This is a genomic window from Streptomyces uncialis (assembly GCF_001905345.1).
GTDB lineage: Bacteria > Actinomycetota > Actinomycetes > Streptomycetales > Streptomycetaceae > Streptomyces > Streptomyces uncialis.
In genome coordinates, this window is sequence record NZ_LFBV01000004.1 from 496,296 (window position 1) to 518,339 (window position 22,044).

General features: G+C 72.4%; 20 protein-coding genes. 15 read left to right on the forward strand and 5 right to left on the reverse strand.

Translation table 11 applies throughout. The features are described from left to right. Window positions 1–331: 331 nt before the first annotated feature. Entirely contained in the window at window positions 332–952 is a 621-nt protein-coding gene (locus AB852_RS19245; RefSeq protein ID WP_073789944.1) for an ABATE domain-containing protein, read from the reverse strand. 90 nt (window positions 953–1,042) lie between these two features. Between AB852_RS19245 and AB852_RS19250 the strand changes: the two genes are divergently transcribed. The 3 genes from AB852_RS19250 (at window position 1,043) to AB852_RS19260 (ending at window position 3,607) form a co-directional block, all read left to right on the forward strand. Further along, window positions 1,043–1,876: an MBL fold metallo-hydrolase gene (locus AB852_RS19250; RefSeq protein WP_073789947.1), complete on the forward strand. Its 834-nt coding sequence runs from the start codon at window positions 1,043–1,045 to the stop codon at window positions 1,874–1,876. A gap of 222 nt (window positions 1,877–2,098) precedes the next feature. Beyond that, window positions 2,099–3,070: a zinc-binding dehydrogenase gene (locus AB852_RS19255; RefSeq protein WP_073789950.1), complete on the forward strand. Its 972-nt coding sequence runs from the start codon at window positions 2,099–2,101 to the stop codon at window positions 3,068–3,070. 333 nt (window positions 3,071–3,403) lie between these two features. Next, entirely contained in the window at window positions 3,404–3,607 is a 204-nt protein-coding gene (locus AB852_RS19260) for a cold-shock protein (protein ID WP_073789952.1), read from the forward strand. A 257-nt stretch (window positions 3,608–3,864) separates the two neighbouring features. Here the strand turns inward: AB852_RS19260 and AB852_RS19265 are convergent, their stop codons facing one another. After that, a complete protein-coding gene (locus tag AB852_RS19265; protein WP_073789955.1) occupies window positions 3,865–4,368 on the reverse strand; it encodes a dihydrofolate reductase in 504 nt (167 codons plus the stop codon). Beyond that, window positions 4,365–5,162, reverse strand: coding sequence for a thymidylate synthase (locus tag AB852_RS19270; protein WP_073789957.1), 798 nt, complete (start codon window positions 5,160–5,162; stop codon window positions 4,365–4,367). Before AB852_RS19270 ends, AB852_RS19265 begins: the two co-directional genes overlap by 4 nt. Before the next feature lie 248 nt (window positions 5,163–5,410). Between AB852_RS19270 and AB852_RS19275 the strand changes: the two genes are divergently transcribed. The 8 genes from AB852_RS19275 (at window position 5,411) to AB852_RS19310 (ending at window position 13,462) form a co-directional block, all read left to right on the forward strand. After that, a complete protein-coding gene (locus AB852_RS19275) occupies window positions 5,411–6,067 on the forward strand; it encodes a Crp/Fnr family transcriptional regulator (RefSeq protein ID WP_079184767.1) in 657 nt (218 codons plus the stop codon). 147 nt (window positions 6,068–6,214) lie between these two features. Beyond that, on the forward strand, window positions 6,215–7,093 hold the full coding sequence (locus AB852_RS19280) for a hypothetical protein (protein WP_073789959.1): 879 nt from the start codon (window positions 6,215–6,217) through the stop codon (window positions 7,091–7,093). 319 nt (window positions 7,094–7,412) lie between these two features. Continuing rightward, the gene (locus AB852_RS40870; protein WP_073789962.1) at window positions 7,413–7,697 is read left to right on the forward strand and encodes a hypothetical protein; all 285 of its coding nucleotides are present in this window, start codon (window positions 7,413–7,415) and stop codon (window positions 7,695–7,697) included. Then, window positions 7,687–9,762 carry a hypothetical protein gene (locus AB852_RS19290; protein WP_073789965.1) on the forward strand — a complete coding sequence of 692 codons (2,076 nt, stop codon included), beginning with the start codon at window positions 7,687–7,689 and terminating at the stop codon, window positions 9,760–9,762. The genes AB852_RS40870 and AB852_RS19290 overlap by 11 nt, the downstream gene beginning before the upstream one ends. Window positions 9,763–9,775: 13 nt before the next feature. Further along, the gene (locus tag AB852_RS19295) at window positions 9,776–10,504 is read left to right on the forward strand and encodes a hypothetical protein (RefSeq protein ID WP_073789967.1); all 729 of its coding nucleotides are present in this window, start codon (window positions 9,776–9,778) and stop codon (window positions 10,502–10,504) included. After that, window positions 10,501–10,773 (forward strand): DNA-binding protein, encoded by a 273-nt coding sequence (locus AB852_RS19300; RefSeq protein WP_073789970.1) that lies wholly within the window; start codon window positions 10,501–10,503, stop codon window positions 10,771–10,773. The genes AB852_RS19295 and AB852_RS19300 overlap by 4 nt, the downstream gene beginning before the upstream one ends. Before the next feature lie 110 nt (window positions 10,774–10,883). Then, a complete protein-coding gene (locus AB852_RS19305) occupies window positions 10,884–11,963 on the forward strand; it encodes a hypothetical protein (RefSeq protein ID WP_073789972.1) in 1,080 nt (359 codons plus the stop codon). Window positions 11,964–12,130: 167 nt separating this feature from the next. Further along, complete coding sequence (locus tag AB852_RS19310) at window positions 12,131–13,462, forward strand: winged helix DNA-binding domain-containing protein (RefSeq protein WP_079184768.1); 1,332 nt, start codon at window positions 12,131–12,133, stop codon at window positions 13,460–13,462. 179 nt (window positions 13,463–13,641) lie between these two features. Here AB852_RS19310 and AB852_RS19315 read toward each other — a convergent pair whose 3' ends face one another. Beyond that, window positions 13,642–14,529, reverse strand: coding sequence for a LuxR C-terminal-related transcriptional regulator (locus AB852_RS19315; protein ID WP_073789974.1), 888 nt, complete (start codon window positions 14,527–14,529; stop codon window positions 13,642–13,644). A gap of 117 nt (window positions 14,530–14,646) precedes the next feature. Between AB852_RS19315 and AB852_RS19320 the strand changes: the two genes are divergently transcribed. Together AB852_RS19320 and AB852_RS19325 are read left to right on the forward strand one after the other, a co-directional pair. Continuing rightward, window positions 14,647–16,323, forward strand: coding sequence for an AMP-binding protein (locus tag AB852_RS19320; RefSeq protein WP_073789976.1), 1,677 nt, complete (start codon window positions 14,647–14,649; stop codon window positions 16,321–16,323). Then, entirely contained in the window at window positions 16,320–17,957 is a 1,638-nt protein-coding gene (locus AB852_RS19325) for an AMP-binding protein (RefSeq protein ID WP_073789978.1), read from the forward strand. The genes AB852_RS19320 and AB852_RS19325 overlap by 4 nt, the downstream gene beginning before the upstream one ends. Window positions 17,958–18,038: 81 nt before the next feature. On the opposite strand, the gene AB852_RS19330 is transcribed toward AB852_RS19325, so the two are convergent. After that, window positions 18,039–18,758, reverse strand: coding sequence for a hypothetical protein (locus AB852_RS19330; protein ID WP_073789980.1), 720 nt, complete (start codon window positions 18,756–18,758; stop codon window positions 18,039–18,041). Window positions 18,759–19,156: 398 nt separating this feature from the next. Between AB852_RS19330 and gcl the strand changes: the two genes are divergently transcribed. Together gcl and AB852_RS19340 are read left to right on the forward strand one after the other, a co-directional pair. Further along, a complete protein-coding gene (gene gcl / locus AB852_RS19335; RefSeq protein ID WP_073789982.1) occupies window positions 19,157–20,944 on the forward strand; it encodes a glyoxylate carboligase in 1,788 nt (595 codons plus the stop codon). A 257-nt stretch (window positions 20,945–21,201) separates the two neighbouring features. Next, window positions 21,202–21,744: a DNA-binding protein gene (locus AB852_RS19340; protein ID WP_245876835.1), complete on the forward strand. Its 543-nt coding sequence runs from the start codon at window positions 21,202–21,204 to the stop codon at window positions 21,742–21,744. Window positions 21,745–22,044 lie beyond the last annotated feature (300 nt).

A 22,044-nucleotide genomic window follows, 5' to 3' on the forward strand; every position in this document is an offset into this window, starting at 1 on the left:
AGCGCGTTGGAGCGAGGACGGAGAATCCCGACCGGCACCGACCCGAAGAACCCACCGGGAGCGCCCCAAAGGGGCGCGGGGAACTGCGCAAAAGACGAGGGCAGACCCGCACCCGACGAACAAACCCGAAGGGGCAGCATCCAGGGGCGCGAGGAACTGCGCAAAACCACCGAACGACGGCACAGGAACGAAGTGCGCCCCGCCGGACAGACCTGGGAAGCGCAAGCGAAGGCGACCCGCAGGGAACTGCGCAAAACGACGAGCAACGGCCCAGGAACAAGTGCGCCCAGCACAGGGAACCCAGGGCACCCGGGCCAGGAGGAACGGCGGATCAGCCCTCCGCCGTCTCCCGGTCACGCCGCCCCCGGCCCCCGCGCCGGGCGTAGGCGCGTGCGGCACGGGCCCGATCGCCGCACCGGGTCGAGCACCAGTGGCGGCGCCCGTGCCGCAGCAGATACCGGTCGCACGGGGCGGAGCCACAGGCGGTGAGGCGTTCCGCGTCGGGACCGGTCAGCAGATCGGCCGCGTCGGCGGCGAGCACCGCGAGCGCGTGCTCGACGAGCTGGGTGGTGGGGTGGGCGGCGGCGCGGTAGGGGCCGTGGACGGGGTCCCAGTGCAGCAGGGAGGCCGCCGGAGCCCGGGTGAGGGCCTCGTTGACGGCGGCGAGGGCCCCGGTCGACGCCGGGTGGCCGCCGACCCGCGACGCGAGCAGTGAGCGGATCTCCGCGCGCAACGCCCGCAGCCGCGCGGCACACGGCTCCCGCAGGTCCGACCCGCCCGGGGCGAGGTCGCGTCCGGTCAGCCAGCCGGTGGCGTCGGCGGGGGTGGCGAGCAGGTCGAGGGCCCGGCCGCCGGGCAGCGTGACGGCGCTGTTGGCGAGGTCGAGCGCGGGATACCGGTCCGCGCCGGGCGCGGGCGCGGGTACGGGCTCGCCGGTCAGGGTCTCCTTCATCCGTCTCATGTTACGGGTTGCCTCCATCCGTGAGAGACGGCTACGTTCATCACGGATAAATCACCCCTCAACCGTGAGGTCGCCTTTCCCATGGTCACATCCCGCCCGCCCGCCGAGCCGATGCCCGTCCGTGTCCTCGGCGGTCCGACCGCCCTGTTCGACCACGGCGGTCTGCGCTTCCTCACCGACCCCACCTTCGACGCGCCCGGTGAGTACCCCGTGCCGGGCGGTCCGCCCCTGGTCAAGACGGCGCCTTCGGCGGCCGGTCCGGCCGGGGTCGGCCGTGTCGACGTCGTCCTGCTGTCGCACGACGAGCACCCGGACAACCTCGACCACTCGGGCCGGAAGTTCCTCGCCGATGTGCCGCTGACCCTCACCACCCCTGGTGGCGCCCGGCGCCTGGGTGGCCGGGCCAGGGGCCTGGCCGACTGGGAACCGGTCCGGCTCGACCGGCCCGGCGGCGGCACGGTCACGGTGACGGGCGTGCCCGCCGTGCACGGCCCCGGTGAGCGCGCCGATGTCGAGCCGGTGCTCGGTGAGGTCGTCGGCTTCGTCCTGACCGGTGACGGCCTGCCCACGGTCTATGTGAGCGGCGACAACGCCTCGCTCGACCCGGTCCGGCAGGTCGCCGAACGCTTCGGCCCGGTGGACACCGCCGTCCTGTTCGCCGGCGCCCCCCGGGTCCCCGGTCTCTTCGGCGGCGGGCTCCTCGTCCTCGACAGCGTCCGGGCCGCCGAAGCCGCCGGGATACTCGGCGCCCGCCGGGTGGTCCCGGTGCACCACGACAGCTGGTCCCACTTCACCGAGGGCCGTGACACGCTGATCGCCGCCTTCGCCGGGGCCGGACTGTCCGACCGGCTGGACCTGGGCGAGCGACCTGGCCTGGGCGAGCGACCGGGCCTCTCCGGTCGGCCGGACCTGTAGGGGCAGCCGCTCGACCTGGAGGACCGGACGCCTCCGCGCGACGGGGAACGGAAGGGCCGGGCGGGTCCGGTGCCCGGCCCGCACCCCCACGGGCCGGACATTCCATGAGCGCTTGACCTCAACCAAGCTTGGCGTTCAAGACTTCACGCAGCGGCCCCCGGGAAGTCCGGGGGCCAAGGCCACCCCGGCACGGTCCGGGGTCCGAGCGGAGGAGTGGGCGGCATGCGCGCGACACAGGTGATCGAGTTCGGTGACCCGCACGTCCTGGTACCGGTGCGGCTGCCCGACCCGGTGGCGGGCCCGGGCGAGGTACTGGTCGCCGTCGAGGCGGTGGACACCCTCGTCGTGGAGACCCAGATACGCGCCGGGTGGGGCCGCGACTACTTCCCGATCGCTCCGCCCTACGTCCCCGGCAGCGGCGTCGCCGGTACCGTCCGCGCCCTCGGTGACGGTGTGGACCCGGACTGGACCGGCCGCAGGGTCGCCGCCTCCCTCGACCTGTCCGGCGGGTACGCGGAACTGGTCGCGGTCCCCGTCGGGGCGCTCACCGCCGTACCGGACCAGGTCTCCCTCACCGACGCGGCGGCCCTCGTCCACGACGGTGTGACGGCCCTCACGCTGCTGCGCGCCACGGACCTGCGGCCCGGCGAGCGAGTACTGGTCCTCGGTGCGTCCGGCGGTATGGGCACCGTGCTCGTACAGCTCGCGAAGGCGGCGGGCGCACGGGTCGTCGGCACGGCGCGCGGCGACCGCAAGATCGCACTGGTACGGGAACTGGGCGCCGACGCGGTCGTCGACGCGAGCCGTCCCGACTGGGTGGAGCAGGCCCGCGCGGCACTCGGCGGGACGGGAGCGGACGTCGTCCTGGACGGAGTGGGCGGCGCGACCGGCGCCGCCGCGTTCCCCTTGGTCGCGAACGGCGGCCGGTTCTCCGCCCACGGGGCCCCGTCGGGCGGCTTCAGCGAGGTGGACCCGGACGCCGCCGCGGCCCGCGGCATCCGCCTGTTCGGCATCGCGGACGTCCAGCTGCCCGCCGACGAGCGCGCCCGGCTCGTGGCGCGCGCCCTCGAAGAGGTGGCCAAGGGTGCCCTCCGCCCTGTGATAGGCGCCACCTTTCCCCTCGACCAGGCGGCCTCGGCGCACCGGGCGATCGAGTCCCGCGAACTCCTGGGCAAGGCGGTGATCACCGTGTGACAGGGCCGCGACCGCGCGGGCGGAAGGCGGCGAAGGGGGCCGTCGTACACGAAAGGGACGTCGGACGATCGTTTCGGCGTCAGCCCGCTGATGACCGTCGTGGAGAGCAAATCCGGCCGCTGAGCTGGGCGGGAACGCGCTCTGCTGCTGCGCCGTGTAGCCAGGCGATCGCGGATCGGCTAACTTTCTCGTCAGTAGTCGTGGTTCGAAGTCAGCGCCCGCGGTTCGCCCGTGGGCGCTGTGCTGTGCAGCAGTGCCCGAGGACCAGGGCGATCACCTCACCCCAGGGGCATTGACAAGCCAGTGCCCCGCAACCCTGGACAAGGGGACAATATGGCCACCGGTTCCGTTAAGTGGTTCAACGCCGAAAAGGGCTTCGGCTTCATCGCCCAGGACGGCGGCGGCCCGGACGTCTTCGTCCACTACTCCGCCATCAACGCTGCCGGCTTCCGGTCGCTGGAGGAGAACCAGCAGGTCAGCTACGACGTCACCCAGGGCCCGAAGGGTCCGCAGGCGGAGAACGTCGTACCGGTCTGATCTGATGCCGTGCCGTCCCGCACCCACCGGTGCGGGGCGGCACGCACCCGTCGGCCTTCCGGCGGAGGTGCCCACGGCGGGGGAGCGTTCCCCGCCCGCAGGGGCACCGGCACACCGCCCGGGTCCGAGGACCCGGGCTTTCCGCGATCGGACGCGGGCGCTCCAGGACCGGACGTGGGCTTCCCGGGACCGGACGTGGGCTTCCCGCGATCAGGACCGCCGTCGGCCCTCGCCGACCGTGCCGGGCGGACCCCTGGTCAGCGGATGTACTCGCGGATGCGGTAGCGCGGCCCCGACGTCGAGGACAGCCAGCCCGTGTCCTGTGCGACCCGCCACGCCGGGTCCGGCACCGGGGCGTAGGTGTCCCCCTTCACCGGCGAGTCGATCTCGGTCACCGAGAGCCTTGTCGCATGGCCCAGAGCGGCCCGGTAGATCTCCCCGCCCCCGATCACCCACACCGTGTCAGGGGCCGTCCCGTCCAGCGGCTCGGCCGCGCGTTCCAGCGCCTCCACGACGGACCCGGCGCGCTCGGCGCCCCGGGCCGTCCATCCCGGATCACGGGTCGCCACGACATTGCGCCGGCCGGGCAGCGGGCGGAACCGCGGCGGCAGCGAATCCCAGGTCCTGCGCCCCATCACCACGGGACGGCCGAGGGTGGTCGCCTTGAAATGCGCCATGTCCTCGGGCACCCGCCACGGGATCGTGTTGTCCGCGCCGATCACCCCGTCGACGGTCTGCGCCCAGATCAGTCCGACGTTCACACCGCCACCGGGGCCTTGATGGCCGGGTGGTGCCGGTAGTCGAGCACCTCCACATCGGCGTACGTGTGGTCGAAGAGCGAGTCCGCCGGACGCAGCCGCAGCGCCGGGAAGTCGAACGGGGTGCGCGACAGCTGCTCCGTCACCTGCTCGACGTGGTTGTCGTAGATATGGCAGTCGCCGCCGGTCCAGATGAAGTCGCCCGGTTCGAGGCCGGTCTGCCGCGCCACCATGTGCGTGAGCAGGGCGTAACTGGCGATGTTGAACGGAACGCCGAGGAACAGGTCCGCGCTGCGCTGGTACAGCTGGCAGGAGAGCTTGCCGTCGGCGACATGGAACTGGAAGAAGGCGTGACACGGCGCGAGCGCCATCCTGTCCAGCTCGGCGACGTTCCACGCGGAGACGATCATCCGGCGGGAGTCCGGATCGCGGCGCAGTGTGTCCAGGACCTCGGTGATCTGGTCGATGTGCCTGCCGTCCGGCGTGGGCCAGGAGCGCCACTGGGCGCCGTAGACCGGGCCGAGCTCGCCGTCCGGTCCGGCCCATTCGTCCCAGATGGTGACGCCGTGCTCACGGAGCCAGCCGACGTTCGTCTCGCCGCGGAGGAACCACAGCAGTTCGTACACGATGGACCGCAGATGCACCTTCTTGGTGGTGATCAGCGGGAATCCCCGCGAGAGGTCGTAACGCAGCTGGTGTCCGAAGACACTTCGGGTGCCGGTGCCCGTCCGGTCGGATTTGGGGGTCCCGGAGGTGAGCACCAGCCGCAACAGGTCTTCGTACTGGGTGTCGGCCACAGGCGTCGATTCTACGGGCCACCGACGGGCACGTTCGACGGCGACGGCTCGCCCCGCGCGGCCGGCCGTCCGGGTACCGGGGTGCGGCGCCGGCCCCGGCGGTGAACTCCGCCCGGAACGCGGCCGATTGGTCCGTGGGGTCGGGGAGGCCGTATGAGTGCTTCCGGACTTTACTGCGTAGCATTAGTACACGAGTTCAAAGGGCCAAATTCCTTCTCCTGCGAGGAGAGTGTGTCTAACATATTCGCATGAGCGAACAATATGTCGGCTCGGCGCGAGCCTTGCGGGATCTGTTGCCGGCGGAGGCGTGGGACGGGCTGACCCGTTACCCGTCCCGGACCTACGCGGCCGACCTGACCCTGTTGCGGCAGGGGACCGAGGGCACCCATGTGCTCGCCCTGACCGGTGGGATGGTGAAGGTGGTCCGCACGGACCGCGACGGTCGGCAGCGACTGCTCGCCTTCCGCGGGCCGGGGGAGATCCTGGGCGAGATGGCACTCCAGGACGGCGGCCGACGGCTCGCCGATGTGCGGACGATGAGCGGATGCACGGCATCCGTGGTGCCCGCCGAGGACTTCCACCGCCTCGTTCTCCGGCACCGACTGGCGTATCCCCTCGCCCGGCTGGCCTCCAGCCGGTTGCGGGAGCAGACCGAGGTGGGCGACGGTTCCGTGCACGAACGCCTGGCCATGGCGCTGCTCCGGCTGGTCGAGGTCTCCGGGGGGACGCGTTCCTTCTCCCTCACGCGGGAGGAGCTGGCCCAGCACATCGGGGTCGGCCGCAACTCCGTCAGCAAGGCGCTGGCGCGCCTCGGTCCGGACCGCGTGCACGCCACGAAGAGCCGTATCGACGTGATCAGCGTGGAAGGTCTGCGGTCCGCGCTCGCCGGCTTCATCGGCGTGTGACGGTGATGTGACTCACGTCACGGGCTGTCCGCACCCGTGGAGCGGAGCGTCCGCGCCCGCGCTGTGAAGCTCCAGTGGCACGACCATCCGGACGGACACGTCCCTGTCCGGCCCCTGCCGGGCAGGGCTTCACGGAGGAGTTGCCCCATGCGCGAGCACATCGGTGAATTGCCCCGGGGGAGCGCGGCGCCCTTCACCCGCAGCCGCCTCCTGCCCCCCTACCGGGGTGTCCTGGCCGTGGACGCCAAAGGCTTCACGGGACATCCCGCCATCGAGCACGAGGCCATCAGCCGTGCCGTCCCGGAACTCCTCAAGGCCGCCCTGACCCGGGCGGGTCTCCAGGAACTCTGGGACGACCGGGCGTTCCCCAACTCGACCGGCGACGGGTACGTGTTCGGGTTCGACACCGCGCTGATGCCCTTCGTCATCCATCCCCTGCTGCTCGTCCTCCAGGACGTGCTCACCGACTTCAACGTGCTGTCCCACGGAGTGGTGCCCATCAGGCTCCGGGTCAGCCTGAACGTCGGCCCGCTGCCGGACACCGGCGACGAGTTCGGCGGCAACGGGACAGTACGCAACGACACGCACCGGCTGCTCGACTCCCGCCCCGTCAAAGCGGTGCTCGCCTCCCACAAGGAGAACATCACGCACGTCGCGGCCATCCTCTCGGACCGCTGCTACGAGGACGCCGTCGCCGGTGGGTACACAGGGCGTCACCCCGACCACTTCGTGGAGGTCGCCGCGACGGTGGACGGCAAGCCCTTCTCCCAGCGGGCCTGGGTCTACGTACCCCAGCCGTCCGGGCCGCTGCACGAAGAGGCCCCGGACGGCGACGAGGCCGAGGCCCGCGAGGGCACCCGGCCGCCGGGGGGCGCCGGACCGCGCGGCCCCCGCGTGCGGAACAGCGCTCCCCGTGGCGCCATCAACACCGGTACGGTCCACGGCGGTCAGAGCGTGAGCAACCATCACGTCGCCGGGGACCACGTCGAGGGGACCACGGCCGACATCGTCCGGGGTCAGGGCTGACGGACCGGAGCGGGACGAGTTCCCCGCGTCCCGCGGCGACCCCGTGCGCGGTCGACCGGATATCCGCATGCGGACGCCAGGTATCCGATGTGGCGTACGGAGCGCGGGAGATGTGCGAACAAGTGGACTGGCGTGTTGCCTCGGAGTGGCACGCCCGTCCTTTCGCGCGCTGATTTACGTGCCGTCCGCGCATGTGACCGCAGACACCTTCCGTACGCACCACGGAAGCGGACGGGCACCCGGGAATCCGCGAATCTCAAGTCGTCGGGAAACAGCGCATGAGCAATCCCCGGCCAACCGAACGCTTCGAAAGGACGACATGCGAGAAGCGGAAGCGCCCCAGGCGGACGAGGTCATCACCTTGCACCAGCACAAGCATCAGCCCCGGAACCACCGCCCCCGGGCGGCGGCGGCGTCGGCGTCGGAGGAGGTGACCGACCACCGGGAGACGCGGGACGGCGTCGAAGCGGCCGAACCCGTGCCGACCACGGTGCTGAACGCCGAGCGGGGAATCATCAACACCGGCACCGTCCACGGCGGTCAGCACGTCACGACCGTCGAATTCCCCGGTCACCGTGCCGCCGGAGCCGGTCATGATCTCTGACATGCCTCCGGGCGACGGCCTTGACGCCCTCGTCGCGGCCCTGCCCCCCGAGCGGAACATGGTGGTTCTCGCTCCCCACGGCACGGTCAACACCGGTGTGGTGACAGGCGGCCAACGGCAGACGGTCACCGCCGCGATGGGTGGCGGCCCTGCCGCCGGAACGACGAGGCAGGGACCCGTACGGGCGAAGGACCTGAGGACGGCGCGGCGCCGTTTCATGCCCCCGCCCGGGTTCGAGAGCGCGCTCACGGCACTCGACTCCGGAGTCTCCGTACTGGTCGGAGCGCCGGGGACCGGCCGTGAGACACACGCCCTCAATCTGCTGGCCCACGGCAGGGAAGATCCCGTGCTCCTCCAGGTGGACGGGTCCGTGGACCTCACCCGGTGGGCGCCGCGGTCGCAGGGAGTGCACGGCTATCTCGTGATGGAACCTCCGGACCCGTTCGCCCTCCGCCCCTGGGACCTGTCCCGGCTGGAAGCGCCCCTGGCGGAGGCGGGGGCACGCCTCCTGATCGTGCTGGCGGAGGCGCCCGGCCTGGCGTCCGACCTCGCGAACCGCCTGGGTACACCGGTCGTCCGGCATCTGCCACCCGACCCACGGCAGGTCTTCGCCGCCCACCTGGCGGACATCTGCTCCGACGAGGAGGTGCGCGGCCGGTTGCTGCGGGCCCTGGGAGCGGGCCACTTCCAGGAGCTGCTGCCCGCGGAACTGCCGCCCCGCCAGGCGGCGCGGGTGGCGCGAGCCGTGGCCCGGCTCGGTGCCGCCGGAGGTGCCGACTGCGCCGAGGTGCTGGACGCCCTGGCCCGGGCCGAGGCCCCTGACCTCGTGGCCAGGGCACAGGAAGATCCCGTACTCCTCGCCCATCTGCTCGCGCTCAGCGTCTACGGCGGGCTCGACCGGGACTCCGTGGTGGAACGGGCCTCGGACCTGCTGGAGCTGGCGGGGTCCGGAGGGGAACGGGAGACCGCCGCGCCGCGCTTGTCCCCTCGGCCCGACAGGCCTCCGCAGGGCACGGCACCTCAGCGGCCCCTGTCCGAGACCCTGCGCACTCTCGGGGCGCACCGCACCTCACGCGCGGGGACGGGTGACCCGGACACCCTCTCGTTCTTCTGGCCCGCCGTGGGCGACGCCGTGTGGCGGGTCCTGTGCCGCGAGCACGGAGAACTGCTGCCCCTGCTGCACACCTGGCTCGCCCGCACCGGCGACCGGCCGGACCAGGTCGAACGGGCCGGCCGGGCCGTCGCGGCCATGGCCGCGGGGACCGACGGCCGGACGCTGGACCTGCTGCCGGGTGTGGCGTCGGCCCCGTGGCCCGCGGCCGTCGAGGTCGCCGCCCGGGGGCTGGGCACGGCCCTGCGGGACCCGGCCTCGGCGGCCGGGGCGGCGGAACTGCTGGAGCGGTGGAGCGTCGCGCCCGAGACCGCCCTGCGCAGGGCGGTGGCGTACGCCTGCCGCTCGGACAGCGGGGTGACGACCGCGCAGGCCCTGCTGCTGGCGCACCAGCTCATGGAGACGACGGGCGGTGGCACGGACGAGGTGACCGTCGCGTTGGCGGTCGTGGAGGCGCTGGTGCAGCGCTTCGCGACGGGCGACACCCGTACCAGGGGGATCGTCCTGGAGCGGATGCGGACATGGGCCGGGTCGGACGACATGTCGGAGCTGATCGCCGCCCTCGCCTTTCCCGCGATGGCGGGGGCGGACCCCGCCTGGTGCGGCAGCCGGATGCTCACCGGCGGCGAGGCGGCCTCGGAGCTGGTCCGGCTGACCGGACACGCCCTGAACGAGGCGGCCACCTTCGCGTCCATGCGTGACGTCCTTCTCTCCTGGTGCCGCGAGGCGGACGGCACACCGCGGCCGGACCCGGGGCTGGAGGAACTTCTCCACGCTCTCACCGAAGCCCGGCAGCCCGGATTCCTCCGCTGGTTGATGGCCGTCGCCCGTGGCCACGACGCGATGCCCGGCAAGGAGACGGCGGCGCGGCTGCTGACGGTGTGGCACGGCAGGGCCGCGACCCCGGACACGGACACGGACACGGACACGAACACGTACACGGACACGGACTGATCAGGAGGAACCGATGTCCCTTCCCCCTCACCCCGGTATCTTCACCTCCGTCGAACGGCGGTACGGCGAACGCAATCCCGCCCCGGAGCTGCGACTGATCGACGGGTCGGACCCCGCGGGCGTCCCGGTCTCCATGCAACTGGCCCGCCGGACGCTCTACGACCGCTCCGCGGACCCCGCGGCGCGTTCCGCGCTGTGGCACCAGATCGCGGAGCGGGGGCGCCTTGACGCCGACCGGTCCGACTGGCCTTCGGCGGTGGTGTGGCTGGGGCTGCCAGGTCTCAGCCGCACCGCGTCCAGGATCGTCCGCTCCTTCCGCGCGGAGCGACAGGACGTCGAGGCCGAACTCGTCACCTGCTACCTCGAAGCCCTCGCGGAGACCGGGGCGGACACCCCCGATCCGGGCGGCCATATCCTGCGGTCGGCCTGTTCCCGCACCTGGACGGCGTGGCGGTCGGTCCGCCCCGAACTGGCCGTGGCGGACGTGGAGTACGTCGGCGGGCGTTCGCCCGGCACGGGCACGGACGAGGTCTGGCAGGCGGACTACGAACCGCCCGTTCGTCCGTCCGGACTCCCGGCCGGGCTGCGCATCACCGTCCCCGCGCACCGCGTCGAAGGCGTACGGATCGGCGCGCTGGCCCAGGCGTGGGGCCTGGCCGGGACGGCCACGGACCCCCGGTACTCGGGCCGGGGCCACCGGGTCGCGACGCTCTCCCTGCGGCGGGTCGGGAGGAACGGATGACCGCTCCCGCCCCGACGCCGCTCACCTTCCGTGAGATCTTCGACCTTCCGGTCAGCGTCGACCTGAGGACAGCGGCCAGGGCTTTCGGTATGTGCCTCGGCACGGCCTACCGGCTCATCGCCCTCGGCACGTTCCCCTGCCCCACGCTCCGGGTCGGGCACCGGCACCGGGTGCTCACCACGGATCTGCTGCGCGCGTTGGGCGTCGACGAACGCCCCGTCTTCGCCGACGAGATCGCCGACGGAGCGGCGCTCACCCTCTTCGACTGACCCGGACCCGTACCCGGACCCGTACCTCGGGCCCATCGGCCGGTCACCGGTCACCGATCACCGATCACCGCCCACAGGGCACATCCCCCAACCATCCGAAGGGCTTCGCCATGCCTACCTGCCTGGCCATCGGGACGACGGCCACCGTCGTTCCTCCCTCCCGCCGACCCGTTCCGGACGAGCCCGGCCGACCTGTCCCGGACGAGCGGCAGCGGTCCACGACCTTCTACGACGATGTCGTACGCCCCACCTGCGAAGAGCTCGGTGTCACCTTCGTCCAGGCCGATCAGCTGACGGACGCCGGTCTGCCCGCGGACCAACTGCTGCGCCTGGTCTCCGAAGTGGACATCGTCGTCGTGAGCCTCAGCGGCGCCGACGAGGAGCTGTCCTTCGCGCTGGGGGTACGCCACGCGCTCGGCCGCCGCACCATCCATCTCACCGAGGGAGCTGTGGCCCTTCCCGGGGCCGGGTGGACCCCCCGCATCGAGATCCCACCGCATTCCACGGCCCCCGACACCGCCCGGCAGCAGCTCACGGAACTGCTGACCGACGCCCTGCGCGAGGTGCCGTGCGTGGCTCTGCCTGTCGGCGCGGTGGTACCGGCCGTGGCGGACCCGGTCGGCGAGCCCGACGACGACGCCCCCGGTCTGTTCGATCTGGTGGCGGAGTCCGAGGCGCAACTGGCGGCCATCACCGGGGAGATGGCCGATGTGGAGTCCGCGATGGAGGACCTCAAGGCGATGATGGAACTCATGGCCGAGGACATGGTCCGGGCCGGTCGTCCCGGGGCCCCGACGAGCGCGATGCTGGCGGTGATCAACCGGATGGCCAAAGCCATCGAAGGGCCGGCCCACGACCTGGAGTCAGCGGCCGAACGCTTCGCCGAGCGTATGCGGATCGGCGCCATCGGCTTCACCGCGTGTCTGGAATGGGCGGGGAACACACCCCGCGACGAATGGCCGGACAGCATGCCCGGGCTCCTGGACCAGCTCACCGGGACGTCCTTCGAGCTGCGGAGCGATGCGGTCGGCTTCCAGGAGGTGATCGCGCTGATCGATATGTTCGGTGCCTCCAGCCGGAATCTGCGCGGGCCCGCCCGGCGGATCGGCACGGCGTTGCGGACACTGTTCCGGAGCTTCACGGTGCTGGAGGAGTGGCAGGGCATGGCCGTGGCCCTCAAGCAGGCCTGACCTCCGACGGCTTCCGCCTCGTCCGAGGGCCGCCCGGGAGGACGGCCCTCGCCGCCGGGCGCAGGAGGAGCCTGCCCCGGTGAGGCTGTTCGCGATTCCGGGTGCGAGGTGTCCCGAGTCGGCGATCGAGGACAGGAACTGTCCTAAAGCCGCGTTAGCGTGCGGATATGACGACGACGAGGAACAGCGGCGCGCGACGCCCGACGGGACCGGACCCGGACCCGGACCCGGACCCGGCCCCGGACCCGGCCCCCGACACCACGGCCGGTACGGGAGCGGCAGGTGTGGCGGCGACCTCGGGCGGTGCGGCAGGGCGTTCCGCCACCACCCGGCGGGGGACCCGGACCCCCTCCGCGTCTTCCCCCGGCCGACGCACCGCCTCCGCCCCCGCCCCCGTGCTCAGCGACCGTGCCCTCGGCCGCGCCACCCTCGCCCGTCAGTACCTGCTCGCGCCCGCCGCCCCGGGCACCCTCACCGTGGCAGAAGCGCTCACCCACCTCGTCGGTCTCCAGGCCCAGAACGTGAAGCCTCCCTACTACGGACTCGCCGCGCGGATCGAGGACTTCGACCCGCGTGAGCTGTCGGCGTCGATGGAGAACCGCGCCGCCGTGCGGATCGTCACCATGCGGTCCACCATCCACACCCACACCGCCGCCGACGCCCTGACCCTGCGCTCCCTCGTCCAGCCCGCCCTCGAACGGGAACTGCACGGCTTCCGGGCCGGTCTCGTCGGGGTCGACCAGGACCGGCTCGTCGCACTGAGCCGGGACCTGGTCGAGTCGGAGCCCCGGACCATGGCGCAGCTGCGCGAGGTGCTGCTGAAGGAGTGGCCGGACGCCGACCCGCTGGCGCTGTCGCTCGTCGCGCGCTGCCGCCTCCCGCTGGTCCAGGTCACCCCGCGCGGGCTGTGGCGCCGCAGCGGCCAGGTCGCCCTCACGACCGTCGACCGCTGGCTGGGCCGCCCGCTCGATCCCGAGCCGTCCGCCGAGGACGCGGTACGCCGCTATCTGGCCGCGTTCGGGCCCGCCTCCGTCAAGGACATGCAGACCTGGGCCCGGCTCACCCGGCTGAAGGAGGTCTTCGAACGGCTCCGACCCGAGCTGCTGACCTTCCGCGACGAGCGGGGCACCGAACTCTTCGACCTGCCGGACGCGCCCCGCCCCGACGCGGACACCGAGGCCCCGCCCCGGCTGCTGCCCGAGTACGACAACCTCCTGCTGTCGCACGCCGACCGGTCACGGGTGGTGCCGGCCGAGTACAAGGGCCTCACCTGGCAGGGAAACTACGCGTACCGCGTACTGATGACCGACGGACTGGTCGCCGGGGTGTGGAAGCTGGAGGAGAACGCGGACTCGGCCGTCCTGACGATCGAGCCCTTCGCCCCGCTCGGCCGCGGCCGGCGGGAGGCCACCCTCGCCGAGGGCGAACGCGTGCTGCGCCTGCTCGCCGAACCGTCGGTCACCCACGAGGTCCGCTTCGGCGCCGTCCGGCGGACGTAGCCCCCGGCCTGGCCTGGGCCGCATGGGTAGGCCAGGCCCGGACACTGCCGCGGCCCCGAGCCGATCACACCCCGCCCCGTCCCCGCCCCGTCACACCCCGGCCACGGCCCACACCCCCGTACCCGTAACCGTCCCCGTACCCGTACCCGTAACCGTCCCCGTATCCGTAACCGTCCCCGTCACGGCAGCAGTCCCGCCCGCCGGGCGGCCACCACCGCCTCCAGCCGGGTGCCCGCGCCCAGCCTGCGCATCGCCGACCTCAGATACGCCTTCACCGTCTCCGGCCGCAGCCCCAGCCGCTCCCCGGCCACCGCGTTCGTCGCGCCCGCCGCGACGCACGCGAGCACATCCACCTCACGCGGCGCCAGCTCCACCGGGGCCGTCCGGACGGTTCTGCCGGGCGGGTCCGGCAGGGGAGCCGTCGCCAGCAGACCGCACGCGGCCAGCAGTTCGGCCCGGAGCGCGGGATCACCGATGCGCGGCACCAGCGCGCGCAGCACTCCGTGCGCCTCCCTGACCTGCTCCCACGCCGCCGTGCCCACCGCCACGCCCGCTCCCGCGCCCATCCCCGCGCCGTCCCGCGGCCGGGGCTCCGTGGCGGCGAGCAGCGCACGGGCCTCGTCCCGGACCACCAGGGCCTGTTCCACGTCGCGGGCCACCGCGACCGCCGCCCCCAGCGTCCGGTCACCGAGCGGCTGGGCGTCCCGCAGCGCCCCGTACAGCACGCCCCGGACCCGGCGGCGGACCACGATCGGTACGGCCAGCACCGAGCGCAGTCCCTCCGCCTGGACGGGCGCGTCGTACTCATGGCTGATGTGCCGGGAAGAGCTGTAGTCGGTGACCGCGCAGGGGCGGGACCGCGCCAGGGCCTTGCCGCCGAGGCCGTTGCCCGAGGAGACCGTGAGGGCGCGCAGCGCGGTCGTCGACGTGCCGGAGAGCTCCTGGATGCGGACCTGCCGCCCGCCGCTCTCGATCAGCCCGCCGAAGGCCACCGGCAGACCGGTCGTACGGCGCAGCCGCAGCAGCGCCGTCCTGATCTCGGCCGTCCCGACCGTTTCCGCCGCCACCGGCCCGCCTTCCGCCCGTTCGCCGCTCACCACCCCCGTTCGGGGGTAGTGAGACCTGTATCACGGATCGCACGATGGTAGGCAAGGGTCCGGGTGGAGCCGTGACGAGGAGGACGTATGAACGCGACCAGCGCCACCGACGAGTTCCGTGCCGCGCGGGACTTCCTGCTGCGGCACCGCACCGACCGTGACACCGCGTACGAGGGTTTCCGCTGGCCGCGCCCCGAGCGCTTCAACTGGGCGCTCGACTGGTTCGACGTGATCGCCGAGGGCAACGACCGGACCGCCCTGCACATCGTCGAGGAGGACGGCAGCGAGCGCAGGACGGGCTTCGCCGCGATGTCCCGCCGGTCCGCACAGGTCGCCAACTGGCTGCGGGCGCGGGGCGTCGGCGCCGGGGACCGGGTCCTGGTGATGCTCGGCAACCAGACGGAACTGTGGGAGACCGCGCTCGCCGCGATGAAGCTGCGGGCCGTCGTCATCCCCGCCACCCCGCTGCTCGGACCCGCCGATCTGCGCGACCGGGTGACGCGCGGCGCGGTCCGTCATGTGATCGCCCGGTCGGAGGACACCGCGAAGTTCGACGACGTGCCCGGCGGCTTCACCCGGGTCGCGGTCGGTGCCCCGGTCGCGGGCTGGCTCCGCTACGAGGAGAGCGCCGCCGCGCGCGAGGACTTCGTACCCGACGGGGTGACCCTCGCGGACGACCCGCTGATGCTGTACTTCACCTCCGGGACGACGGCCCGGCCCAAACTCGTCGAACAGACCCATGTGTCGTACCCGGTGGGCCATCTGGCCACCATGTACTGGATCGGCATCCAGCCCGGGGACGTGCATCTGAACATCTCGTCGCCCGGCTGGGCCAAACACGCCTGGTCGAACCTCTTCGCCCCGTGGAACGCCGAGGCGACCGTCTTCCTGCACAACTACACCCGCTTCGACGCGGCCCGGCTCATGGCCGCGATGGACCGCGCGCGGGTCACCACGTTCTGCGCTCCGCCGACGGTGTGGCGGATGCTCATCCAGGCCGACCTCGGCGCGCTGCGCACCCCGCCGCGTGAGGTGGTCGCCGCGGGGGAGCCGCTGAACCCGGAGGTCATCGAGCGGGTGCGGCAGGCCTGGGGGGTGACCGTCCGGGACGGGTTCGGGCAGACGGAGACGGCCGTCCAGGTCTCCAACAGCCCTGGTCAGCCGCTGAAGTCCGGTTCCATGGGCCGTCCGAGCCCTGGCTACCGGGTGGTTCTCCTCGACCCGCTGACCGGGGAACCCGGCGCCGCCGAGGGGGAGATCGCCGTCGACCTCGCGGACCGTCCCGTCGGTGTCATGACCGGCTACCACGGCGACCCCGGACACACCGCCGAGGCGATGGCGGACGGCTACTACCGCACGGGCGACATCGGCTCCGTGGACACCGACGGCTACCTCACCTTCGTCGGGCGCCGGGACGATGTCTTCAAGGCCTCCGACTACAAGATCAGCCCGTTCGAGCTGGAGAGCGCCCTGCTGGAGCACGAGGCGGTGGCCGAGGCGGCCGTCGTCCCCGCGCCCGACCCGGTCCGGCTCGCCGTCCCCAAGGCGTACATCGTGCTGGCCGCCGGGCATGAACCGGGCCCGGACATCGCGAAGCTGCTGTTCGAGCACTCGCGGCGGGTCCTCGCGCCCTACAAGCGCATCCGGCGGCTGGAGTTCGCGGATCTGCCGAAGACGGTCTCCGGCAAGATCCGCCGGGTCGAACTGCGGGAACGCACCGCCCGTGACGCGTCGGCCGAGTACCGCGAGGAGGACCACCGATGACCGCACCCGGCGCCCTCGCGGCCCCCGCCCCCACCGCGTCCTACGACCACGGCACCAGCACCGTGCCGCTGCTCGGCGACACCATCGGCGAGAACCTCGACCGCGCGGTCGCCGCCTTCCCCGGCCGCGAGGCCCTGGTCGACGTGGAGTCCGGCCGCCGCTGGACCTACGCGGCCTTCAGCGCCGAGGTGGACCGGGTGGCCCGCGCGCTGCTCGCCAGGGGCGTCCTCAAGGGGGACCGGGTCGGCATCTGGGCGGTCAACTGCCCCGAGTGGATGTTCGTGCAGTACGCCACCGCCCGGCTCGGCGCGATCATGGTCAACGTCAACCCGGCCTACCGCGCGCACGAGCTGGAGTACGTGCTGCGCCAGTCCGGGGTGTCCGTCCTGCTCGCCTCGGCGGGCCACCGCGGCAGCGACTACCGCGTACTGGTCCGCCAGGTCCGGGAGAAGTGTCCCGAACTGCGCGAGACGGCGTTCTTCGGGGAGAGCTCCTGGACGGACCTCCTCGCCGCCGGGGCACCGCACCTCCAGGACCGGCTGACGGCCCGCGCCGCCGAACTGAGCTGCGACGACCCGGTGAACATCCAGTACACCTCCGGCACCACCGGTTTCCCCAAGGGCGCCACCCTCTCCCACCACAACATCCTCAACAACGGCTACTGGGTGGGCCGTACGGTCGGCTACACCGAGGCGGACCGCATCTGTCTGCCGGTGCCCTTCTACCACTGCTTCGGCATGGTCCTCGGCAATCTCGCGGCCACCACGCACGGCGCCTGTGTGGTGATCCCGGCCCCGTCCTTCGACCCCGTCGCCACCCTCCAGGCCGTCGAACAGGAACGCTGCACCGCCCTGTACGGCGTACCGACGATGTTCATCGCCGAGCTGAACCTCCGTGACTTCGCCATGTACGACCTGTCGTCGCTGCGCACCGGGATCATGGCGGGCTCGACGTGTCCGGCCGAGGTGATGAAGCGGGTCATGTCGGAGATGAACATGGCCGAGGTGTCGATCTGCTACGGCATGACGGAGACCTCCCCGGTCTCCGCGCAGACCCGCCGCGACGACGACCTCGAACGCCGCACCGCCACGGTGGGCCGGGTCCTGCCGCACACCGAGGTGAAGGTCGTCGACCCGGTCGACGGGACGACCCTGCCGCGCGGCACCGCCGGTGAGCTGTGCACCCGGGGCTACGGCGTGATGCTCGGCTACTGGGACGAGCCCGAACGGACCGCGGAGGCCGTCGACCCGGCACGGTGGATGCACACGGGTGACCTCGCGGTGATGCGCGAGGACGGCTATGTGGAGATCGTCGGCCGGATCAAGGACATGATCATCCGCGGTGGCGAGAACATCTACCCCCGGGAGATCGAGGAGTTCCTCCACCTCCATCCGAAGATCGCCGATGTGCAGGTCGTCGGCGTGCCCGACGAACGGTACGGGGAGGAGGTCCTGGCCTGTGTCATCCCCCGTGACCCGGACGACCCCGTCACCCTGGACGAGCTGCGGGCGTACTGCCACGACCGGCTCGCCCACTACAAGATCCCCAGCAGGCTGCGACTCCTCGACGCCTTCCCCATGACGGTCAGCGGCAAGGTCCGCAAGATCGAACTCCGCGAGAGATACGCGGACTGAGACGTCCGGGCCCCGTGTCGGCGCGGGGCCCGGACACCCCTTCCTTTCTCTACGGCGGGCTACGCGTTCCCCCGCGGCGGGCTACGCCCCGCCGACCACCAGTTCCTCGCCCGCCCCGTTCGCCGGCTGCGGCACCCCCGCGAGGTCCACCACGAACAGCGGGACGCCCAGCGAGTCGGCCCGCTCCCGGGCGCCGTCCCCGTATCCGGCGAGGGTGACGTAGACGCAGGTCACGGACTCGCTCAGCGCGGTCAGCCATAAGCACTCCACGTCCCGGACCGACGTGACCCGCACCGTCGGCTCGACGACCGCGAACAGCCCCTCGGCCGCGAGCCCCACCCCGGACGGCACCGGCCAGGCGGCCCGCCGGATCTCCCGGAACCCCAGCCAGCGCAGATACAGCGCCGTGGCCGTCACGGCGTCCCGCGCGGTACGGATCGCCATCGGACGGAACGCGGGCCGGGGCGCCGGCGCCGTCGCGGGCAGCGGGATATGGGCGGGGCGGACCGAGGGTGCGGCCACAGGCGGCGCGCCCTGCCCGAGGACGCGCAGCGGTATCCGCAGCACCGCCCCGCAGGGGCAGCCGAGTTCGGGCCGGGGCCAGTCGTCCGCGCGGGCGCACGCCCGGCAGGGGACGGTCACCCAGTCCGCCGACCACGCCCGGTCGGTCACCTCCTCGGGTGCGCCGCCCGGGTCCAGCGGGGGAGCGACGGGCTCCCCGCACGGACAGGGGTAGGCGGTCGCGGTGAACTGATGATCGCGGCGGCAGACCGGGCATCGCACCGGCACGCTCTCGGCCATGACCTCTCCAGGACTCGGCTCGGTGGTCCGTGGACGGGACCCCGCCCCGGCCGCCGCTCGGAGCGGCCCGCGGACAGGACATCCATCGTGCTCCACAACTCCCCGTCCGCGCAGCCGTTCCCCGCGTATGCCACCGGCCTATGGGCATGCCCGCGCGCCGGCGCGCTCCCCGGACGTCCCGTGCGCCCCGCCCTTGACGCTGCCCGGCCCACCTGCCTACATTGCTTCCGTATAGCAGAATAAAGTTTCCGTAATGCGGAAAGTGCACGTCAGGTGCGCGGACCGCGGCGGTGAGGGCGCGTACGCACGCGCGGAGTTGGACGGAGACCGCTCGTCGCGGGGCGCGACGGCGAGCCGGACTCCCGGCCGAGACCAGTCGAGATCAGCAGGAGCACCCCATGGCTCGTATGACCGCTGCCCGCGCGGCAGTCGAGATCCTCAAGCGCGAGGGCGTCAGCCACGCGTTCGGTGTGCCGGGAGCGGCCATCAACCCCTTCTACAAGGCGCTCAAGGAGGGTGGCGGCATCGGGCACACCCTCGCCCGCCATGTCGAGGGCGCCTCGCACATGGCGGAGGGCTACACCCGCACCCACCCCGGCAACATCGGCGTGTGCATCGGTACGTCGGGCCCGGCCGGCACCGACATGATCACCGGGCTGTACTCCGCCACCGGTGACTCGATCCCGATCCTGTGCATCACCGGACAGGCGCCCACCGCGGTGCTCCACAAGGAGGACTTCCAGGCGGTGGACATCGCCTCGATCGCCCGTCCCGTCACCAAGATGGCGATGACCGTCCTGGAGGCGGCGCAGGTCCCGGGCGTCTTCCAGCAGGCGTTCCATCTGATGCGGTCCGGGCGCCCGGGGCCGGTCCTGATCGATCTGCCGATCGATGTGCAGCTCACCGAGATCGAGTTCGACCCGGAGACCTACACCCCGCTGCCCGTCCACCGGCCCGCCGCGACCCGCGCCCAGATCGACAAGGCCCTCTCCTACCTGCTGGCGTCCGAGCGCCCGCTGATCGTCGCGGGCGGCGGTGTCATCAACGCCGACGCCGCCGAACTGCTGGTGGAGTTCGCGGAGCTGACGGGGACTCCTGTCGTGCCGACCCTGATGGGGTGGGGGGCCATCGCCGACGACCATGAGCTGAACGCCGGGATGGTCGGCCTCCAGACCTCGCACCGCCACGGCAACGCGACGTTCCTGGCGTCGGACTTCGTCCTCGGTATCGGCAACCGCTGGGCCAACCGGCACACCGGCTACCGGATGGACGTCTACACCGAGGGCCGTACCTTCGTGCACGTCGACATCGAGCCGACCCAGATCGGGCGGATCTTCGCCCCGGACTACGGCATCGCCTCCGACGCGAAGGCCGCCCTGGAGCTGTTCGTCGCCGCCGCGCGTGAACTGCGAGACGCGGGCGAGCTGCCCGACCGCGCCGAGTGGGTCGCCTCCGTGGGTGAGCGCAGGGCCACCCTCCAGCGCCGCACCCACTTCGACGACATCCCCATCAAGCCCCAGCGGGTCTACGAGGAGATGAACAAGGCGTTCGGGCCGGACACCCGGTACGTCACCACCATCGGCCTCTCGCAGATCGCGGGCGCGCAGATGCTCCATGTCTTCCGCCCCCGGCACTGGATCAACTGCGGACAGGCCGGCCCGCTGGGCTGGACCATCCCCGCGGCACTCGGGGTCGCCACCGCCGACCCGCTCAACCCGGTGGTCGCGCTCTCCGGTGACTACGACTTCCAGTTCATGATCGAGGAACTGGCCGTCGGCGCCCAGCACCGCATCCCGTACGTCCATGTCCTGGTCAACAACGCGTATCTCGGTCTGATCCGCCAGGCCCAGCTCGGGCTGGGCATCGACTTCCAGGTGAACCTGGAGTTCGAGAACATCAACTCGCCCGAGCTGGGCGTGTACGGGGTCGACCATGTGAAGGTCGCGGAGGGCCTCGGCTGCAAGGCCCTGCGGGTGACGGACCCGGCGGAGCTGGGCGCGGCGTTCGCGCAGGCCCGCAAGCTGGCGGCGGAGTTCCGGGTGCCGGTGGTGGTCGAGGTGATCCTGGAGCGGATCACGAACATCGCCATGAGCCGGACGGCCGACATCAGCGATGTCACGGAGTTCGAGGACATCGCCACGGAGTCGTGGCACGCGCCGACTTCCCTCACCCCGCTGAAGCCCTGACGGGGTGAGGGGTGGGGGATGCCCCCGCGCGATCCCGGGGTGCCCTGCGATCGCGGGGTGCCCCTGAGCGTCCCCGGATGCCCCGCGATCCCCGGGTGCCCCGGCCGGTCATGTCCCGGCCGGGGTGTCCGGCTGGGTGTGCGGCGGTCGCGGAGCGGGGTCGACGCTCCGGGGCTCCAGGGTGCGCTTCTCGTGATGAACGAAGTGTTCACAATGAAGAGTTGACTGTATGTCGTGCTGTCGGCCATGCTGGCCGGATGGCAGCGACACCCGAACAGACCACTCCCGAAGAGACCGGCCCCGGCCGCGTGGCCTCCGAGCAGGCGGCCTCCGGCCCGGCGGCGTCCGGTCGGCCCGGTTCCGACCCGCCCGCCGACCCCTTCACCCCTCCGCACCCGGACCAGGCGCGGGCGCATCGCGTCCATGCCTCGCTGTTCCGTATCGCGGAGCGGCACGCGGCCACCGACGAGCAGCGGCTGCGGCAGATCCACCCCTCCGTGCTCGCTCCGCACGAAGCGGTCCGGCTGGTGTCGTTCCTGCTCAGCGGGGCCGCGCGGCTCGACGACGGTGAGCCGGAGGTGGACCGGGCCGACATCACCGCCGCCCTGAGCCTGGTGCCACGGGTGCGCGGGGAGATGGACGAACTGGAGACCGGGCTGCTCCAGATGGCGCGTGGACGGGGGATGACCTGGCCCGAGATCGCGTTCGGCCTCGGCCTCGGTACCCCGCAGGCCGCCAGACAGCGGTACGAACGGCTGGTCGGCCGCACCGCCGACACGGGCGGCCGGGAAGCGGAGTAGGGAACGCGGCAGCCCGTGCACCGGGGGGCGACACCAAGGGGGAGGTGTCGTCCCGGTGCACGGGCTGCCGTGCGGTCCGGCGGGGACCGCGTTCAGGTCCCGGGCCGTGGCGGCACCTGGGCGCGACAGGACAGATGTCGGCGCCGCCACGGCCCGGAAGGATGAAGCCCCCGCCGGACGAGGGACCGTGCGGGACACCCGGGAGCGGACGAGGGTGCCGGGCGCCCCGCACGGGGCCGTCGGGCCGGACCTCCGAAGGTGCCTGACGCCTCCGGAGGCGTCAGGCACCTTCGGAGGTAT

Bases quoted from the DNA above. Each gene is read 5' to 3' on its own strand.
- AB852_RS19245 (WP_073789944.1), bottom strand. From the start codon at position 952: ATGAAGGAGACCCTGACCGGCGAGCCCGTACCCGCGCCCGCGCCCGGC.
- AB852_RS19250 (WP_073789947.1), top strand. From the start codon at position 1,043: ATGGTCACATCCCGCCCGCCCGCCGAGCCGATGCCCGTCCGTGTCCTC.
- AB852_RS19255 (WP_073789950.1), top strand. From the start codon at position 2,099: ATGCGCGCGACACAGGTGATCGAGTTCGGTGACCCGCACGTCCTGGTA.
- AB852_RS19260 (WP_073789952.1), top strand. From the start codon at position 3,404: ATGGCCACCGGTTCCGTTAAGTGGTTCAACGCCGAAAAGGGCTTCGGC.
- AB852_RS19275 (WP_079184767.1), top strand. From the start codon at position 5,411: ATGAGCGAACAATATGTCGGCTCGGCGCGAGCCTTGCGGGATCTGTTG.
- AB852_RS19280 (WP_073789959.1), top strand. From the start codon at position 6,215: ATGCGCGAGCACATCGGTGAATTGCCCCGGGGGAGCGCGGCGCCCTTC.
- AB852_RS40870 (WP_073789962.1), top strand. From the start codon at position 7,413: ATGCGAGAAGCGGAAGCGCCCCAGGCGGACGAGGTCATCACCTTGCAC.
- AB852_RS19290 (WP_073789965.1), top strand. From the start codon at position 7,687: ATGATCTCTGACATGCCTCCGGGCGACGGCCTTGACGCCCTCGTCGCG.
- AB852_RS19295 (WP_073789967.1), top strand. From the start codon at position 9,776: ATGTCCCTTCCCCCTCACCCCGGTATCTTCACCTCCGTCGAACGGCGG.
- AB852_RS19300 (WP_073789970.1), top strand. From the start codon at position 10,501: ATGACCGCTCCCGCCCCGACGCCGCTCACCTTCCGTGAGATCTTCGAC.
- AB852_RS19305 (WP_073789972.1), top strand. From the start codon at position 10,884: ATGCCTACCTGCCTGGCCATCGGGACGACGGCCACCGTCGTTCCTCCC.
- AB852_RS19310 (WP_079184768.1), top strand. From the start codon at position 12,131: ATGACGACGACGAGGAACAGCGGCGCGCGACGCCCGACGGGACCGGAC.
- AB852_RS19320 (WP_073789976.1), top strand. From the start codon at position 14,647: ATGAACGCGACCAGCGCCACCGACGAGTTCCGTGCCGCGCGGGACTTC.
- AB852_RS19325 (WP_073789978.1), top strand. From the start codon at position 16,320: ATGACCGCACCCGGCGCCCTCGCGGCCCCCGCCCCCACCGCGTCCTAC.
- AB852_RS19330 (WP_073789980.1), bottom strand. From the start codon at position 18,758: ATGGCCGAGAGCGTGCCGGTGCGATGCCCGGTCTGCCGCCGCGATCAT.
- gcl (WP_073789982.1), top strand. From the start codon at position 19,157: ATGGCTCGTATGACCGCTGCCCGCGCGGCAGTCGAGATCCTCAAGCGC.
- AB852_RS19340 (WP_245876835.1), top strand. From the start codon at position 21,202: ATGGCAGCGACACCCGAACAGACCACTCCCGAAGAGACCGGCCCCGGC.